We start from the raw sequence: 18,589 nt of genomic DNA, 5'->3' as shown, positions 1-18,589 counted from the left end.
TCTCTGAAAGTTCTCAATGCAAGCAGCAACCATCACCGGTTTTACCCCGTTCGCCGCGCTCCAGGCGGAAGTCCTGCGTGACCCGATTCCCCTGCGCGCAGCAGTGACGGCGGCCTACCGCAAGAACGAAGTCAGCGCCGTGCTGTGGCTGCTCGACCAGCTGAAAAACCATGACGACAGCAGCATCGATCAGGCCGGGCAACTGGCCTATAAACTGGTCAGCCAGGTGCGCGCGCAGCGTACCCGCGCATCCGGTGTGGATGCCCTGATGCACGAGTTTTCGCTGTCGTCGGATGAGGGTGTGGCATTGATGTGTCTGGCGGAAGCACTGTTGCGTATTCCCGACAATGCCACGGCCGATCGCCTGATTGCCGACAAAATCAGCAAAGGCGACTGGCGCAAGCACCTGGGCGAATCGCCATCGCTGTTTGTGAACGCCGCCACCTGGGGCCTGCTGATCACCGGCAAGCTGGTATCGACCAACAGCGAGGCGGGCCTGGGCTCGGCGCTGACCAAGCTGATTTCCAAAGGCGGCGAGCCGCTGATCCGCAAAGGCGTGGACCTGGCGATGCGTATGCTGGGCAACCAGTTCGTGACCGGCCAGACCATCGATGAAGCGATCAAAAACGGCCAGGCCAACGAGGCGCGCGGCTACCGCTATTCCTACGACATGCTGGGCGAAGCAGCGCTGACTGAAGCGGATGCCAAAAACTACTACGCTTCCTACGAAACCGCGATCCATGCGATCGGCAAGGCCTCGAATGGCCGCGGCATCAAGGACGGCCCGGGTATTTCGGTGAAACTGTCGGCGCTGCACCCACGCTACAGCCGTGCCCAGCACGCGCGCGTGATGCAGGAGCTGCTGCCGCGCGTGCGCTCGCTGGTGCTGCTGGCCAAGCAATACAATATCGGCCTGAATATCGATGCGGAAGAGGCCGACCGGCTGGAACTGTCGCTGGATCTGATGGAGGCGCTGGCCGCCGATCCTGAGCTGGCCGGTTTCGAGGGCATCGGCTTCGTGGTGCAGGCTTACCAGAAACGCTGCCCGTTCGTGATCGATTATCTGATCGACCTGGCCAAGCGCAGCGGCCGCAAATTCATGGTGCGTCTGGTCAAGGGCGCTTACTGGGATGCGGAAATCAAGCGCGCCCAGGTGGACGGCATGAGCGGCTACCCGGTCTACACGCGCAAGGTCTACACCGATGTGTCCTACCTGGTGTGCGCGCAAAAACTGCTCGGTGCACAAGGCCTGATCTATCCACAATTTGCCACCCACAACGCGCAAACCCTGTCGACGATTTACACCTGGGCCAAGCGCGACGGCGTCAGCGACTACGAATTCCAGTGCCTGCACGGCATGGGCGAATCGCTGTACGACCAGGTCGTCGGCAAGGACAATCTGGGCAAGGCCTGCCGTATTTATGCGCCGGTCGGTACCCACGAAACGCTGCTGGCCTACCTGGTGCGCCGCCTGCTGGAAAACGGCGCCAACTCATCGTTCGTGAACCAGATCGTCGATGAAGCCATTCCGATCGAATCGCTGCTGAAAGATCCGGTTGCCACCGCGCGCGAGCTCGGCGGCAAACCACATGGCGGCATCGCGCTGCCGCTGGACATGTTTGGCGCCGAGCGCAAGAACTCGGCCGGTTTCGATTTGGCTAATGAAAACGTGCTGCGCGAGATTGCGGCCGCGCTGGCCACGCCGCGCACCTGGCATGCAGCGCCACTGCTGGCGGGCGGCCTGAGCGCCGGTCAGCCAGTGTTGGACGTCACCAATCCGGCGCAACGCAGCGACGTTGTCGGCAAACTGGTGGAAGCCAGCGCCACCGACGTCGAAACCGCGCTGACCAGCGCCAGCAGCTTCGCCATGGACTGGCAAACCACCGAACCGTCGGTGCGCGCAGCCGCACTGACCAAGGCCGCCGATCTGTTCGAAAGCAACGCCATGGAACTGATGACGCTGGCGATCCGCGAAGCGGGCAAATCGCTGCCGAACGCCATTGCCGAACTGCGCGAAGCAGTCGACTTCCTGCGCTACTACGCCGCGGAAGTGGGCGGCGCCACCAACACGCTGGCGCTGGGTCCCGTGACCTGCATCAGCCCTTGGAACTTCCCGCTGGCGATCTTTACCGGCCAGGTGGCGGCGTCGCTGGCCGCCGGCAACGTGGTGCTGGCCAAGCCGGCCGAGCAAACCCCGCTGATCGCCCACCGCGCGGTCGAGCTGCTGCATGAAGCGGGCGTTCCGCGCGCCGCGCTGCAATTCCTGCCGGGCCGCGGCGAAGTGGTGGGCGCTGCGCTGACCTCGGACAGCCGCGTCAAAGGCGTGATCTTCACTGGTTCGACCGAAGTCGCGCAGCTCATCAACCGTACGCTGGCCAAGCGCGCCGTGGCGGAAAACGCCGACATTCCGCTGATCGCTGAAACCGGCGGTCAGAACGCCATGATCGTCGATTCGTCGGCGCTGCCGGAACAAGTGGTGCAGGATGCAATTTCGTCGGCCTTCGACAGCGCCGGCCAGCGCTGTTCGGCGCTGCGCGTGCTGTTCCTGCAGGAAGATATCGCCGACAAGACCATCAAAATGCTGAAAGGCGCAATGCTGGAGCTGAACGTGGGCTCGCCAGACCGCCTGGTCACCGATATCGGCCCGGTGATCGATGCTGAAGCGCAGCAAAACCTGCTGGGCCACATCAACAAGCTGAAAGCCACGGCGGTGGACTACTTCTCGCTGGATCTGCCGGCCAGCGTGACCAGCGCCGGCACCTTCGTGCCGCCGACGGTGCTGGAAATCCGCTCGCTGGCCGAGCTGACGCAGGAAGTGTTTGGCCCGGTCATGCACGTGATCCGCTACAAGCGTGCCGAACTGCCGAAAGTGGTGGAGCAAATCAACGCCAGCGGCTTTGGCCTGACCCTGGGCGTGCACTCGCGCATCGATGAAACCATCGATTTCATCACCGAACGCGCGCATGTCGGCAACATCTACGTCAACCGCAACATCGTTGGCGCGGTGGTTGGCGTGCAGCCGTTCGGCGGCGAAGGCAAATCCGGCACTGGCCCGAAAGCCGGTGGTCCGCTGTACCTGAAACGTCTGCAACGCGGCGCCGTCACTGCACCAGCGCACCAACGTCAGGCGACGCCGGCACTGGATGCACTGGTGGTCTGGTCGAAAATGCATGGCCACGAGCGTGTCGCCGGCCTGGCCGAGCAATACAGCCGTTCGACGCTGCTGGGCAGCCTGACCACCTTGCCAGGCCCGACCGGCGAGCGCAACACGCTGGCGCTGGTATCCCGTGGGGCGATTGTGTGTGCGGCCGGCACGCTGGATGGCCTGCTGAACCAGATCGCCGCCACGCTGGCGACTGGCAACCTCGTCATCGTGACCGGCGCAACGGCGACATTGCTGCCAAACGACCTGCCGGCAGCGGTAAAAGACCGCATTCGGACCGTTTCCAGCCTGGAAAACTGCGAATTCCAGATCGCCTTGGTGGAATCGATGCTGGCGGGAAGCCTGCATGCCTCTCTGGCAGCCCGTAGCGGCGCGCTGGTGGGCCTGATCGGCACCAATGAGGATGGGGCCATCCCACTGTGGCGTTTGCTCGCTGAGCGCGCCCTGTGCGTGAATACGACCGCAGCCGGCGGCAATGCCAGCCTGATGACGCTGCAAGCGTAAAAAAATACCTGTTGCACCTTAGGCCGGGCTAGTCCCGGCCTTTTTTTATGCTTTGCAGAAGTTCTCGATCACAGCAAAAGCGTAGCGCGAGGCCACGGTTTTGATGAAATGCATGAAATCGACGGCAGCATCGTCGTTGGCGTTGTCCGAAATGGTTCTGATGACCGCAAACGGTATTCCCAGCTCAAAACACACTTGCGCCACCGCTGCGCCTTCCATTTCCACGGCCAAAACATCGGGCAAAGCGGTTTTCAGGGCCAGAATCTGCGTCAGTTTGCCGATAAATTGATCACCACTGGCGATCAGTCCACGGTGTACACGCGCAATGGGCGCCGCTGCGGCAGCCAGTCTGTCGGTCAGCGCCACGTCTGTCGCGAAGCTTGAAAGGCCGGTCAGCGGGATTTCAAACTGCGGAAACAGCGGACTGGCATCAAAGTCGTGCTGTATCAGCGATTCCGCGACCACCATGTCCCCAACCTGGACGTTTTTATCCCCACTTCCGGCGACGCCGGTAAAAATGATGTGGGTAACTCCGAATTTTTCCACAAGGGTGGTCGCTGTCATGGCAGCGGCAACCTTACCTATACGCGATAAAACGCACACAGCGTCGATTTCCCAGAGTTTCCCGGCCGTGTACTCACGCATGCCGTGAAAGTGCCTGGCGGGGCTCTGAAGGGCCTCTATCAGCCCCTGCTGTTCTTCAGCCAACGCGCTGATGATGCCTAAACGCATACTTTTCCTTCAATTTTGGTGATGCAGCCTGTGGTTAAGCAACGCCTTTTCCACAACGCGTAGCGAAAAAAAGTGAATTTTAAGGCGTTTTTTGTTGTGTGGATGGCTTTCAGATGACGAACAGACGTCCTATTCCACCTGCGCTTCGCAGGATTCCACAGAATTCGCGCTTTTAGTTGTTTACAAGAGTTCTATATAAACATAGTGGTAATAGTAAACGTGCAAAGAGCTGTGGATAAGTCATGTATACGTTTACAAATCATTTGTTTACAGCGTAAACAACCTGCTGCATAAACGCTGTATCAGTTCAGGAACAATTTCTGGATAAAATAAGTGCCTGTGATCAAAGTAATGCTTGGTCACATCTCATCCTGTGGATATCCAGTCACTTATACACAGGGGCACACTGTTTTTGTAGTTGTTTTTCCAATTCTTCGCCTGAAATGGGCTTTGAAAGCAGGTATCCCTGGCCGAAATCGCAGCCGGCAGCCGTCAGAATGGCCAGCTGTTGCGGTGTTTCGATGCCTTCGGCGATCACTTTGATGCCTAACTTGTGTGCCATCGCAATAATTGCCTCACAAATCAGCAGTCCATCGCCACCTTCGATGAGATTGGAGACAAAAACCGGGTCGATTTTGAGATAGTCCACATCAAATCGCTTTAAAAACGCGATCGAGCAATGACCGGAACCAAAATCATCGAGCGAAATCTGCATGTGGGCATGCTGGAAGGCCAGTGTGCGGTCGGAATTGTTGCTGGCCGTCTCCAACAGCAGGTTTTCAGTGACCTCGATGATGATGCTGTTGGGGTTGAGCTGGAGTTCCTGCAGAAAATCCAGCCATTCCTGATAGTTGCTGCCGTCATCGCGGAATTGCCAGGCCGATTTGTTCACGCTGACCTGGAATGCCGGCGTGCTGATCGCCTGTAATTTCTGCGCTTCCCGCGCCGCCTGGCGGAAAACCCAGTCGCCGATGCCGATTATCATGCCGCTGCTTTCCGCCACGGTAATGAATTCGGCCGGATTCAGCAGTCCGCGCACCGGATGTTGCCAGCGCACCAGTGCCTCCGCTTTCACAATGGCGCCACTGGCCAGCGCGATAATCGGCTGGTACAGGATGCGCAACTGGTCGCGGGCGACGGCTTCGCGTAATTCACTGACCAGGTTCATCCGCACATGGGTGGCTTCCTGCATGAAGGGGGCGAAATAATTGAAGCGGTTGCGGCCCTGCTGCTTGGCCGCGTACATGGCCTGGTCGGCGTTTTTGATTAAAGTTTCCGCATCCGCAGCGTCTTCGGGATACAGGGTGATGCCAATGCTGCTCGAAATTTGGGCAACGTTCTCGCCCAGATCGAACGGCGTGCTCATTTTCTTGAGGATTTCCTGCGCTGTTCTCACCACGTCGCTGGCATTGCGTAGCTCGCTGAGGATGACGGTAAATTCATCGCCGCCTAAACGGGCCACGGTATCGGTGCTGCGCACGCAACTGGATAGCCGGGCTGCCACTTCTTTGAGCAATAAATCGCCCTTGTCGTGGCCAAGCGTGTCATTGATTTCCTTGAAGTAGTCCAGATCGACAAACACCAGCGCCATCGGCAGGTGCGAACGGTCAGTTTTTTTCATCTCCTGGCGTAAATGCTCGTGGAACATGCGCCGGTTAGGCAGTCCGGTGAGCGCATCGAAGTTGGCCTGGCGCCAGATCAGCTCTTCGGATGCCTTCTTTTTGGTGATATCGCTGAGCAAAGCGACATAGCGGAACGGATTGGCCTGCTCATCGTAGACGGTGTTGATCACCATCGAGACCAGGTATTCCTCGCCATGCTTGCTTCGTTGCCACAATTCGCCCTTCCAGTGGCCGCTGCGGGTGACGCATTCGAAGATGCGGTCGAAAAATTCCTGATCGTTGCGACCGGAAGCAAGTTCGTAGGCGCGATGGCCCACCAGTTCTTTTTCCGTGTAGCCACTGAGTACGGAAAACGCCGGATTCACAGTCAGGATTTGCCCGGCAGCGTCGGTCACCATCATGCACTCGCCGCTATTCTGGAACAGCAGCGTGGCCAGCTTCATGGATTCTTCGTTTTTCTTGCGCTCTTCTTCGTTGGCCAGCAACTGCTGTTCCATTTCACGGCTGGCGTTGTACAAGGTGCGGTAGCGATGTTCGCGCTCTTCCTGTTTGCTGTAGGTGCGAAGGAAAAAATGACCGGCGCCAGCCATCAACAGCAGCAACACCGCCAATCCGCCACCGGCGGTCAGGTAATTTTGCTGCAATAAACGTGTCGATTCGCTGTCATTGCTGCCAACCACGATGATAAGCGGCAGCTCATCGATGACACGGTAGCTGAAAATCCGCGTCAACCCGTCGATGATGCTGACGGTTTTGTAGGTGCCGGAACTGGCATTGCGGACATTGTCGAATAAGGCAGTGGGACCGAGATCGCGCGCAAATGCCTGTTCAAAGTTGGGTACGCGGGCGATGACTTTGCCGCCACCATGAACCAGCGTGATCGAGACATCCGAAGTAAAACGCGAATTTTCAAACACCTTGACGTAGCGGTCGACATTGATGGGGGCAACCACAACCCCCAGAAACTCGCCTTTGGCCGTCTCCACACGGCGACTCAGAAAAAACAGCCGTTTTTTGCTGTTTTTTCCCATGGCAGGCTCTCCAATGAAGAGTTTGCCTTTGATGGAATTGTTGACGTGGGCCTGGAAGTAATCGCGATCGGCATACGAGGTACCAAGAATGTTGGCGCCAGTGGAAGAGGCGACGGCATTGCCTTTTGGATCGATGAAGGAAATCCAGTAATCGCCGTTGAAATTCGAACCGCGTGAAGACAGCAGGTCCGACATGGTGTCCGGTGACCGGCTTTGCCTGGCCGGCAGCACTTTGATGGCGTTGGCAAAACCAATCAACGACAAGTCCACGGATTGAATCGAGTAAATCACATGCGCTTCCATGGCCTTGACGTAGTGCTCGGTCTGAGACCGGACGGCAAGTTTGCGTTCTACGTAGGAAGCATGGAATTGACTGACAACGACGGCAATGGCGAGGGATGCCATCAAAAAAAGGCCGGTGATCAAACGTCGCCGAAACCGCAGATATGCAGGCGACCGGGGTTTTTTGTTTGATGAAGACAAAACGGCTCCGGCTGAGGCTGTTTGTTTGGCAATGCAGTATATCGTGGTTTCAGCGAGGAACGAGCTTCCAGGCGCTGGAGCCTGTGGTTTTTGGGTTTATGGTTTACTCTAAAGATGTAGATATAAGAATAGTGATAGTTGTTAACATCGACACTTTTCTGTGGATAAGTGGGCATTTTGAATTAGAATCAGGCGTTTACGGGCTGCATAAGACGGCGCGTAAACCCTGTATGAACGAAGAACTGTTTTGGGATAAAAAATGACCTCCCCAAAAGTTTTTTGTTTACTCACATTTGGCACCTGTGGATATCCATAGCGTTATCCACAGCTCAAACAAGGGAGAATCGATGACTTTAGCGTCTGTTTTTCCGCATCCCATCATCCAGGGACCGACGGCCGGGGGTTTTAATACGCCGGCGCAAGTTGCTGCGGTGTCCAATACTGGTGCGCTGGGTTGCCTGGCGTGTTCTTTGTTGTCGCCGGATGTCATACGTGAGCAAACCAGCCAGATTCGTGCCCTTACCGACAAGCCGTTTTGCCTGAATTTTTTCGTTCAGGACACGCCAAAACCGTCCGCCGCTGAAGTGGAGCAGGCCAAGGAATGGCTGAAACCGGTCTGGTCTTCGCTGGGCTGGACGGAATTGCCGACGCCAGCCAAGTGGTGCGAAGATTTCTCCGCGCAGTTTGAAACGCTGATCGAGCTGCGTCCGGCCGTGGCCAGTTTTACTTTTGGCATCCTCAGCGTGGAACAGATCCGCCGTTTGCACGAGGCCGGCATTTTTGTGATTGGCACGATTACGCATGCCGATGAAGCGCTGGCCTGGGAAAGCCGAGGGGCTGATGCAGTGATTGCTTCCGGCACGGAGGCGGGCGGACACCGCGGTACCTTCATCGGCGCACAGAAAGACGCCAAACTGACCACGTTTGAATTACTGCCAGCTGTCGTGGCGGCGGTGGATATTTCTGTGATTGCCGCTGGCGGCATCATGGATGGCGCGGATATCAAGCGCGCTTTGAACGGCGGCGCGCAAGCAGTGCAGATGGGTACGGCATTTTTGGTCACCGACGAATCGTCTATCAATGCCCCGTACAAGCAGCGGCTGCTGACCGCCGGCAACCATCCGACCCGGTTGACCCGTACTTTTTCTGGCCGTTATGCACGCGGTCTGGAAAATCGCTTTATGCAGGAAATGTCGTCAAAAGAACGCCAACTGCCGTTATATCCTATTCAAAATGCATTAACGTCATCTATTCGTGCGGAAGCCATCAAGCGTGGCGAGACGGAACTGATGTCGCTTTGGTGTGGCACAGGCGTGGCGCGCGCGCGGCCCATGGCGGCGGCGAAACTGGTGGAGACTTTGCTGGCGGAGATCAGCGCAGCGTAGACTTGAAGGAGACCATTGTTGGAATCAGCAGGCAGCTACGATTACATCATCATAGGCGCAGGCTCGGCTGGCTGCGTGTTGGCAAACCGGCTCAGTGCCGACCAGGACAAGGAAGTCCTGCTCATCGAAGCAGGCGGACGTGACGACTACGTGTGGATACACATTCCCGTCGGCTATCTGCATTGCATCGACAATCCCCGAACCGACTGGAAGTTCCGTACCGAAGCGGATCCTGGCCTCGGCGGCCGCAGCCTGCTTTATCCGCGCGGCAAGGTGCTGGGCGGCAGCTCCTCCATCAACGGCATGATTTACATGCGTGGACAGTCCGGCGACTACGACCGTTGGGCCGAACTCACCGGCGACGATAGCTGGCGCTGGGAGTCGGTGCTGCCGTTGTTCAAAAAGAGCGAGGACTATCACGGTGGCGCTTCCGAATTTCACGGCGCTGATGGTTTATGGCGGGTTGAAAAACAGCGCTTGTCCTGGCAGATACTGGACGCCTTCCGCGATGCCGCTGAGCAGACCGGCATCCAAAAAGTGGATGATTTCAACTGCGGCGATAATGCCGGCTGTGGTTATTTCGAGGTGAATCAAAAGCGCGGCATCCGCTGGAATACGGCCAAGGCATTTTTAAAACCGGCTGCGCGCCGGCCTAATCTGACCATCATGACCGGGTGTCACGTGGAACGTTTGCAGATTGAAGAGGGCGTTTGCAAAGGCGTGATTTTCACTGGCGGCGGCACGCAATTTATCGCCACCGCGCGCAAAGAAACCCTGCTGGCAGCAGGTGCGGTTGGCAGTCCGCACATTTTGCAATGCTCCGGTATTGGCCATGCGGCGCGGTTGTACGAGCTTGGCATCACGCCTGTCGTCGACCTGCCTGGCGTCGGCGAAAACCTGCAAGACCATTTGCAATTGCGCATGGTCTACAAGCTGCATCCAAGCGCGCGTACCTTGAATACGATGGCGTCCAACTGGTTCGGCAAATTACGCATCGGCCTCGAGTATGCGATGTTCCAGAGCGGGCCGATGTCGATGGCGCCTTCGCAGCTGGGCGCGTTTGCGCGTTCCAATCCGGGCGAACAGATGCCGAATCTGCAATATCACGTACAGCCGCTGTCGCTGGAAAAGTTTGGCGATCCTTTGCACGCCTTTCCTGCGTTTACGGCCAGCGTGTGCAATCTGCGTCCGACCTCGCGCGGCCACGTGCGGATTGCCAGCGCCGATCCTTATGCGCCGCCAAAAATTTCACCAATGTACTTAAGCACGCCCGCAGACCGCAAAGTGGCTGCCGAAGCGCTGACGCTGACGCGCAAAATCGTGGCGGCGCCGGCGCTGCAAAAATACAGTCCTGAAGAATACAAGCCTGGCGCGCATTACCGTACCGAGGAAGAACTGGCGGCGGCGGCCGGTAGCATCGGCACCACAATTTTCCATCCTGTCGGCACCTGCAAAATGGGGCGTGTGGAGGACGCCAGCGCCGTGGTTGACGCGCAGTTGCGCGTGAAAGGCGTGGCTGGATTACGCGTGGTGGACGCCTCCGTCATGCCCTTCATCACCTCGGGAAACACCAATTCGCCGACCATCATGATTGCCGAAAAGGCTGCGCAATTAATCCGTTCCGTATAGGCATAGATCAAAATTTAACCGTAGTTATACTGTATTGTTAGCGAATTTGTTACTGTGTATGATCTAAAAAAAATTTATACTTTGAAAAGAATAACAAGGAGACAGGATGTCCGACGTTATCTTGGAAACAAAGCACTTGACCAAGGAATTTAAGGGCTTCACCGCGGTCAACGACGTCAATCTCAGAGTACAGCGCGGCCACATCCACGCGCTGATCGGCCCGAACGGCGCCGGTAAAACCACATGTTTTAATTTGCTCACGAAGTTTCTGGTGCCGACCTCGGGCCAGATTCTGTTCAACGGCAAAGACATCACCCCCGCCCGCCCGGCGCAGATCGCGCGCATGGGCGTGATCCGTTCCTTTCAGATTTCTGCCGTCTTTCCGCACCTGACGGTGCTGCAGAATGTCCGCATAGGCTTGCAGCGCCAGCTCGGCACCAGTTTCTTTTTCTGGCAAAGCGAACGCGCGCTGAACCAGCTCAACGACCGCGCCATGCAACTGCTGGCCGAAGTCGATCTGACCGAGTTTGCCGACACCATCACCGTCGATATGCCTTACGGCCGCAAGCGCGCGCTGGAAATCGCCACCACCCTGGCGATGGAGCCGGAGCTGATGCTGCTCGATGAGCCGACCCAGGGCATGGGCCACGAGGATGTTCACCGTGTCACTGAACTCATCAAAAAAGTCTCGGCCGGCCGCACCATCCTGATGGTCGAACACAATATGAAAGTGGTGTCCGGCATCTGCGACAAGATCTCCGTGCTGCAGCGCGGCGCCATGCTGGCCGAAGGCTCGTACGCCGAGGTCTCGACCAATTCCCAGGTGATGGAAGCCTATATGGGCACGGAAGCCAGCGTGCTGGAAGGAGCCCATTGATGGCGGCCGCTCTGGAAATCTCGAATCTGCAAGCGTGGTACGGCGAGTCGCACATTCTGCACAACGTCAACATGACGGTGCAGCCGGGCGAAGTGGTGACGCTGCTGGGCCGCAATGGCGCCGGCCGCACCACCACGCTGCGCGCCATCATGGGTCTGACCGGCGCACGCAAAGGCTCGATCAAGGTCAACGGTGAAGAGGCAATCGGCTTGCCGACGCACCGCATCGCTCACCTCGGCATCGGTTACTGCCCGGAAGAGCGCGGCATTTTTTCGTCGCTGTCGACCGAAGAAAACCTGATGCTGCCGCCGCATCTGAATGGCGCGGACCAGGGCATGTCGGTGGCGGAAATCTACGCGATGTTCCCGAATCTGGAGGAGCGTAAACACAGCCAGGGCACACGCCTGTCCGGCGGCGAGCAGCAGATGCTGGCTGTCGCCCGCATCCTGCGCACGGGCGCGCGCCTGCTGTTGCTGGATGAAATTTCGGAAGGTCTGGCGCCGGTGATTGTGCAGGGTCTGGCGCGCATGATTACCACGCTCAAATCCAAGGGCTACACCATCGTCATGGTGGAACAGAATTTCCGGTTTGCCGCGCCGCTGGCGGACCGGTTTTATGTGATGGAACACGGTCAGATCGTAGAGACTTTTGTTGCATCTGAGTTGAGCGCCAAGATGCCGGTATTGACCGAGCTATTGGGAGTTTGAGAACGATAACCTTGGTAGGGAGACGAACAATGAAAATCAAAGCCATCACCCTTGCAGTAGCTGCTTGCGCATCCTTCTCCGCTCAAGCGCAGTTTTCCGGAGACACCATCAAGATCGGCATGATTACCGACATGTCCGGCTTGTACACAGACATCGATGGCGCTGGCGGCGCCGAGGCCGTGAAAATGGCGATCGCTGATGCCGGCGGCAACATCAACGGCAAGAAGATCGAATTCATTTCCGCCGACCACCAGAACAAGGCCGATATCGCCGCCTCCAAGGCGCGCGAATGGTTCGACCAGCAGGGCGTTGACATGCTGATCGGCGGCACCAACTCGGGCGCCAATCTGGCCATGGCCAAGGTGGCGGCCGAGAAGAAAAAAATCTTCATTTCGATTGGCGCCGGCTCGGCCCGCCTGACCAATGAAGAGTGCACGCCCTACACCGTGCACTACGGTTACGACACCATCGCGCTGGCCCGTGGCACCGGCGGCGCCATCGTGAAGCAGGGCGGCAAGAGCTGGTATTTCATGACCGCCGACTACGCCTTCGGCCAGTCGTTGGAAAAGGATACGGCCGAGCTGGTGAAATCGGCCGGCGGCAAGGTGTTGGGCTCGGTCAAGCACCCGCTGTCGGCGTCCGATTTCTCGTCCTTCCTGCTGCAGGCGCAGTCGTCGGGCGCGCAGATCCTGGGCCTGGCCAATGCGGGCGGCGATGCGATCAACTCGATCAAGGCGGCCAACGAGTTTGGCATCACCAAGAAGATGAAGCTGGCCGGGCTGCTGATCTTCATCAACGATGTGCACTCGCTGGGCTTGAACCTGACCCAGGGCATGTATCTGACCGATGGCTGGTACTGGGACGCCAATCCGGAAACCCGGGCCTGGTCGAAGCGCTACTTTGAAAAAATGAAGAAGGAGCCATCGATGCTGCAGGCGGCCGATTTCTCTGCGGCCGGCAATTACCTGAAAGCGGTCAAGGCCGTGGGCACCGACGATTTCGACAAGGTCATGGCTTACCTGAAGGCCAACAAGATCAACGATATCTTCGCCAAGAATGGCGTGATCCGTCCGGACGGCCGCATGGTGCACGATATGTACCTGATGGAAGTGAAGAAGCCATCGGAATCGAAGTACCCATGGGATTACTACAAAGTAGTCGCCACCATCCCGGGCGACCAGGCCTACGCCACCAAGGCAGAGACCAAGTGCAGCTTGTGGAAATAAGCTGAGTTGCGCACAGGCAGACGCGACCGCGTCTGCCTATCCCTGATACGAAAGATTGTGGATTCCCATGGAAATCTTCGGCGTTCCTTTGCCCGCGATGCTGAGCCAGCTGCTGCTGGGTTTGGTCAACGGCTCGTTCTACGCAATGCTGTCGCTCGGCCTGGCGGTGATCTTCGGCCTGCTCAATGTGATCAACTTTTCCCACGGCGCGCTGTACATGATGGGCGCGTTCCTGGCGTGGATGGGCATTGAGTACCTCGGCCTCAGCTACTGGCTCATGCTGGTTCTGGCGCCGCTGCTGGTCGGCGTGTTTGGCGTCCTCATCGAGAAGACCATGCTGCGCCATCTGTACAAGCTGGACCACCTGTACGGCCTGCTGCTGACGTTTGGCATCACGTTGCTGGTGGAAGGCGTGTTCCGCTCGTTCTACGGCGTCTCCGGCCAGCCGTTCCAGGTGCCCGAGGCACTGGCTGGCGCGACCGACCTCGGCTTCATGGTGATGCCGAATTACCGCGCCTGGGTGGTGGTGGCGTCGCTGGTGGTCTGCCTGTCCACCTGGTTCGTGATCGAGAAGACCAAACTGGGCGCCTACCTGCGCGCCGGTACCGAGAATCCCAAGCTGGTGGAAGCCTTCGGCATCAACGTGCCGCTGATGGTGACGCTGACCTATGGCTTCGGCGTCGCTTTGGCGGGCTTTGCAGGCGTTCTGGCGGCCCCCATCATCCAGGTGCAGCCCCTGATGGGGCAGAACCTGATTATCGTCGTATTCGCCGTTGTGGTGATAGGCGGCATGGGGTCGATCATGGGCTCCATCCTGACCGGCCTCGGACTGGGCGTGATCGAAGGATTGACCAAGGTGTTCTACCCGGAGTTTTCATCGACGGTGGTGTTTCTGGTGATGGTCGTGGTGCTGCTGCTGCGTCCGGCCGGCCTGTTTGGCAAGGAAAAATAATGGACAAGAAAATCGGCTATCTCATTGCCTTTGCCATCGCTGTGGCGGCGCCGTTTGTCGGCTATCCGGTGTTCCTGTCCAAGCTGCTGTGCTTTGCGCTGTTTGCATGCGCGTTCAATCTGCTGATCGGATTTACCGGCTTGCTGTCGTTTGGCCATGCGGCGTTCTTTGGCATGGCTGGTTACGTCGCCGGCAATGCAATCAAGAACTGGGGCTGGCCGATGGAGCTGGGTCTGCTGGCCGGCGTGGCGGCCGGCGCCGCGATCGGCCTGGTGATGGGCGCGCTGGCGATACGCCGCCAGGGCATTTATTTTTCGATGATTACGCTGGCGCTGGCGCAGATGGTGTACTTCGGCGCGCTGCGGGCAGGGGAGTTCACCGGCGGCGAGGATGGGCTGCAAGGCGTTCCACGTGGAAAATTCCTGGGCATGGTCGATCTGGCCAATGACACCACGCTGTACTTCGTCATCCTCGGCATCTGCGCGCTGGCTTTCGCGCTGATTGTGCGTACCGTGCATTCGCCGTTTGGCCAGGTGCTCAAAGCGATCAAGGAAAACGAGCCGCGCGCTATATCGCTGGGCTACGACGTCGACAAATACAAGCTGCTGGCCTTTGTGCTGTCGGCCGCGCTGGCGGGATTGGCAGGCGCCAGCAAGACGCTGGTGCTGGGCTTTGAAACGCTGACCGACGTGCACTGGACCATGTCCGGCCTGGTCATCCTGATGACGCTGGTAGGCGGCATGGGCACGCTGGCGGGGCCGATGTTGGGCGCCATCATCATCATCGCACTGGAAAACAAGCTGGGCGACTGGGGCAGCTTGCTGGCCCGGATCACCGGCATTGAGTGGTTTAACACCATCGGCGAAGCGGTCAACATGGTGGTTGGCCTGATCTTCATTATTTGTGTGCTGTTGTTCCGGCGCGGCATCATCGGCGAGTTCATTGCCTTGTCCGGAAAAAAGAAAACAGTGTGAGGAGTGTATGCAAATCAAAACCATTGTGCTGGCGCTGGCCAGCATCATCGTCACCGCCTGTGGCTCAAACGAGCATAAGGATGACGCTGAAATTTTAAACGTCAAGCCGAGCTACCTCGGCGATATCAGCAATAAGACCTATGACGGCGTGATTGACGACCTGCTGACGGCTGGCCTGGGCAGGAGCGGCCTGGCCGGCGCCACGCCGACCTATGTCGATGCCAACAATCCGACGGCGGCGGAACTGCGCCGTAACGCGATCTACGCCAACTACCGCGCGGTGCTGGATATCTCCGCCAACAGCGGTTACGGTACGCTGTATGGCCCCAACGTCGACGCCAAAGGTGGCGTGGGCACGGGCGAGGGTAGGATAGGCGGCACGGAATACATCGCCTACAGCGACGACGGCAGCGGCAACCAGAACGTTACGCTGATGGTCCAGGTTCCGGTTGGATTCGACGTGAAAAATCCCTGCATCGTCACGGGCACGTCGAGCGGCTCGCGCGGCATCTACGGCGCCATCGGCAGCGCTGGCGAATGGGGCTTGAAGAACAATTGCGCGGTGGCCTATAGCGACAAGGGCAGCGGCACCGGCCTGTACACGTTTGACGATGACAGCGTGAATCTGCAAACCGGCTTGCGCGCGGGGCGTTCGGCCGCCGGCAAGAACGCCATCTTTGCGCCGGTGCTGAGCGATGCGGACCGCGCTGCATTTGCGTCTTCATCGCCCGCACGCGTCGCCTTCAAGCACGCGCACTCGCAGCAGAACCCGGAAAAAGACTGGGGCAAGTTCACGCTGCAGGCAGTCGAGTTTGCCTACTACGTGCTCAACGAAAAGTACGGCACGCTGGCCAAGGACAACAAGAGCCACGTGGTGATGTTCACACCCAAGAACACGATTACGATTGCTTCCAGCATTTCCAACGGCGCCGGTTCGGCCTTGCTGGCGGCGGAGCAGGATACCAAGGGCCTGATCTCCGGCGTGGCCGCGACCGAGCCGCAGATCCAGCCCAAGACCGCCACCGGCTACACCATCCGGCAGGGCGCGGGCGTGGCAACGGGGCAGGGCAAGGCACTGTTTGATTACTCGACCTATGCCGCGCTGTATCAACCCTGCATCGCCGCCACCGCTGCCGCGCCGGGACGTTGCGCATCGCTGGTGGCCAAAGGCCTGCTGAATGGCGGCGATCTGGCGTCGCAGCAGAACGACGCCAAGGCGCGCCTGAAATCCTACGGCTGGCTGGCCGATTCGGACGTGCTGCAGGCGGCCCACGCCGGCACCAACATCCTGGTCGCGGTCACCTATGCCTACGCGTACGGCAAATTTTCTGTGACGGACAAGGTATGCGGTTTCACATTTGCCCAGACCGATGTGAATGGCGTACCGCTGGCTTTGACAGGCGCACAGAAAGTGTCGAGCTTTGCTGCACAGAACGGCATTATCGGCAGCGTGGTGTATGAGAATTCGATGGGTGGCGCCAAGGCCTATAACTTTGGCGTCTCGCCGAGCACGGCGGCGCAGGACCAGTCGCTCGATGGTTTCCTGTGCCTGCGTTCACTGGCGACGGGTGTGGATGCGGTGACCGGGGCAGCATTGTCCGGCACGCTGGCGGCGCAAAGCACCCGCGTGCGTTCGGGCATGGCGGAGGTGGCGGCAACCGGCAACCTGAAGGGCAAGCCGGCCATCATCGTGCAGGGTCGTAGCGATACCCTGATTCCGGTCAACTTTGCTTCACGTGCGTACCTGGGGCTGAATGCGATGGCGGAGGGCAGCAACAGCAAACTGCGCTATATCGAGGTGACCAATGCCAATCACTTTGATTCCTTCACCAATGTACTGCCGGCCAATGTGGTGCCATTGCATGTGTATCTGTTCCGCGCGCTGGATGCGATGCTGGCCAATCTGCGGGCGTCAGCCACGCCGATGCCGCCATCGCAAGTGGTGCGGACGGTGACGCGGGCCGACAACTCGACGCCGATCACGGTGGCCAATGTGCCGCCTATCGCCACCATGCCGACCGGCGGCAACGCCATCACCATCAGCGGCACCACGGTTTCCGTACCGGACTAAAGCGCTGCCGCGTAAATCGCCCTCGCATCTGTCCGGGTGACGGTGCGGGGGTTATTCCCCAGCAAGCGGGTTTGCAGCATGGCCTCGTCGGCCAACCGGTCCAGATCGCTTGCCTGGATGCCCACCTGTTGTAGCGTCCGCTCTATTCCCGTGACCGTAGCGATTTGTTGCATCGCAACAGCCAGCGCCTCTGCCCTGGCTTCGAGGCTGCCGCTGGCCGCTGGCACGACAATCTCCGCCAACTCGGCATATAGCGGCGCCGCCTCGGTGGCGTTGAAGCGCAGCACGTGCGGCAATACCAGCGAATTTGACAGTCCGTGTGGCACGTGAAATATTCCGCCGATCGGATAGGCCAGCGCATGCACGGCTGCCACCGGCGCATTCGAAAACGCCTGCCCGGCAAGTAGCGCGCCCAGCAGCATGCTCTGGCGCGCAGCCAGATTGCGGCCATTCTCACACACCGGAATCAAGTTGGCGGACAGCAGGGCCAGCGCCTGGCGCGCCAACTGGTCGGACAGCGGATTCTTTTTATGCTTGCTGGTATAGGCTTCGATCGCATGCACCATGGCATCGATCCCGGTGGCGGCGGTGACGGCGGACGGCAGGCCCAGTGTGAGTTCCGCGTCCAGCAATGCCAAATCGGCATAGAGTTGTGGCGCGACCACGCCCATCTTTGTGGTAGCGCCGGTCGTCACGATGGCGATGTTGGTCACTTCAGAGCCGGTGCCCGCGGTGGTGGGAATCTGCACCAGCGGCAGCCGGCTCCCCCTCACATTGCCGATGCCGTAAATGGTGCTGATGGGCTGCTCGCTGTTTGCCAGCACCGCGATCAGCTTGGCCACATCCATCGAACTGCCACCACCGAGACCGATCACGATGTCGCAACGAAATTTTCGGGCCGCCGTCACCGCTTCCAGCACCACGGCCTCGGGCGGGTCAGCCATTACCTGTGCATAAACTTCCACCATCAATCCTGCACTACGCAAGCTCGCTGCGGGAGCATCTACCAGTCCCGTGCGCAGGAAGCCAGGATCGGTGACGAGCAGGGCGCGCCGGGCGTCCGGAAAGCGCTGGGCGATGTGCTCGCCCAACCGCCCGGCGGCACCAGATTCGGAGACGATATGGGGCACGGTGCTGAAACTAAAGGCAGGGAAATCGGTCATGACGGCATCCGTTCAGTGGTGGATTTCAGCGCTTAGCTTACCCCAAGCCATGCCGCATACGCATCAAGCC

At 58.9% G+C, this 18,589-nt stretch carries 12 protein-coding genes; 9 read left to right on the top strand and 3 right to left on the bottom strand.

Going from position 1 to position 18,589, the window contains the following annotated elements; translation table 11 throughout:
• Positions 1 to 16: 16 nt before the first annotated feature.
• On the top strand, positions 17 to 3,667 hold the full coding sequence (putA, locus tag BUA36_RS07290) for a trifunctional transcriptional regulator/proline dehydrogenase/L-glutamate gamma-semialdehyde dehydrogenase (RefSeq protein WP_072783015.1): 3,651 nt from the start codon (positions 17 to 19) through the stop codon (positions 3,665 to 3,667).
• Positions 3,668 to 3,712: 45 nt separating this feature from the next.
• Here putA and BUA36_RS07285 read toward each other — a convergent pair whose 3' ends face one another.
• Positions 3,713 to 4,399, bottom strand: a complete 687-nt coding sequence (locus BUA36_RS07285) for a 5'-methylthioadenosine/adenosylhomocysteine nucleosidase (protein WP_072783013.1) — start codon at positions 4,397 to 4,399, stop codon at positions 3,713 to 3,715.
• A gap of 385 nt (positions 4,400 to 4,784) precedes the next feature.
• Positions 4,785 to 7,535 carry a bifunctional diguanylate cyclase/phosphodiesterase gene (locus BUA36_RS07280; protein ID WP_229255637.1) on the bottom strand — a complete coding sequence of 917 codons (2,751 nt, stop codon included), beginning with the start codon at positions 7,533 to 7,535 and terminating at the stop codon, positions 4,785 to 4,787.
• Positions 7,536 to 7,882: 347 nt separating this feature from the next.
• Here BUA36_RS07280 and BUA36_RS07270 point away from each other — a divergent pair, with 347 nt between their 5' ends.
• The 8 genes from BUA36_RS07270 to BUA36_RS07235 all read left to right on the top strand — a co-directional run bounded on the left by BUA36_RS07270 (position 7,883) and on the right by BUA36_RS07235 (position 17,356).
• On the top strand, positions 7,883 to 8,920 hold the full coding sequence (locus BUA36_RS07270; protein WP_072783008.1) for an NAD(P)H-dependent flavin oxidoreductase: 1,038 nt from the start codon (positions 7,883 to 7,885) through the stop codon (positions 8,918 to 8,920).
• A gap of 18 nt (positions 8,921 to 8,938) precedes the next feature.
• On the top strand, positions 8,939 to 10,549 hold the full coding sequence (locus BUA36_RS07265) for a GMC family oxidoreductase (protein WP_072783006.1): 1,611 nt from the start codon (positions 8,939 to 8,941) through the stop codon (positions 10,547 to 10,549).
• A 106-nt stretch (positions 10,550 to 10,655) separates the two neighbouring features.
• Positions 10,656 to 11,426: an ABC transporter ATP-binding protein gene (locus BUA36_RS07260; RefSeq protein ID WP_072783004.1), complete on the top strand. Its 771-nt coding sequence runs from the start codon at positions 10,656 to 10,658 to the stop codon at positions 11,424 to 11,426.
• On the top strand, positions 11,426 to 12,133 hold the full coding sequence (locus BUA36_RS07255) for an ABC transporter ATP-binding protein (protein WP_072783002.1): 708 nt from the start codon (positions 11,426 to 11,428) through the stop codon (positions 12,131 to 12,133). The genes BUA36_RS07260 and BUA36_RS07255 overlap by 1 nt, the downstream gene beginning before the upstream one ends.
• A 29-nt stretch (positions 12,134 to 12,162) precedes the next feature.
• Complete coding sequence (locus tag BUA36_RS07250) at positions 12,163 to 13,359, top strand: ABC transporter substrate-binding protein (protein WP_072783000.1); 1,197 nt, start codon at positions 12,163 to 12,165, stop codon at positions 13,357 to 13,359.
• A 67-nt stretch (positions 13,360 to 13,426) separates the two neighbouring features.
• Positions 13,427 to 14,311: a branched-chain amino acid ABC transporter permease gene (locus BUA36_RS07245; protein ID WP_072782998.1), complete on the top strand. Its 885-nt coding sequence runs from the start codon at positions 13,427 to 13,429 to the stop codon at positions 14,309 to 14,311.
• Complete coding sequence (locus tag BUA36_RS07240) at positions 14,311 to 15,285, top strand: branched-chain amino acid ABC transporter permease (RefSeq protein ID WP_072782996.1); 975 nt, start codon at positions 14,311 to 14,313, stop codon at positions 15,283 to 15,285. The genes BUA36_RS07245 and BUA36_RS07240 overlap by 1 nt, the downstream gene beginning before the upstream one ends.
• A gap of 7 nt (positions 15,286 to 15,292) precedes the next feature.
• Entirely contained in the window at positions 15,293 to 17,356 is a 2,064-nt protein-coding gene (locus tag BUA36_RS07235; RefSeq protein ID WP_072782994.1) for a 3-hydroxybutyrate oligomer hydrolase family protein, read from the top strand.
• On the opposite strand, the gene BUA36_RS07230 is transcribed toward BUA36_RS07235, so the two are convergent.
• Positions 17,353 to 18,519 carry an iron-containing alcohol dehydrogenase gene (locus tag BUA36_RS07230; protein ID WP_072782992.1) on the bottom strand — a complete coding sequence of 389 codons (1,167 nt, stop codon included), beginning with the start codon at positions 18,517 to 18,519 and terminating at the stop codon, positions 17,353 to 17,355. The two genes, BUA36_RS07235 and BUA36_RS07230, sit on opposite strands and share 4 nt — an antisense overlap.
• Positions 18,520 to 18,589: the final 70 nt, after the last annotated feature.

This window comes from Duganella sacchari, from assembly GCF_900143065.1.
Taxonomy (GTDB): Bacteria; Pseudomonadota; Gammaproteobacteria; order Burkholderiales; family Burkholderiaceae_D; genus Rugamonas; species Rugamonas sacchari.
The sequence above is the reverse complement of the archived record's forward strand: the minus strand, read 5'-3'. Positions and strand labels throughout refer to the sequence as shown.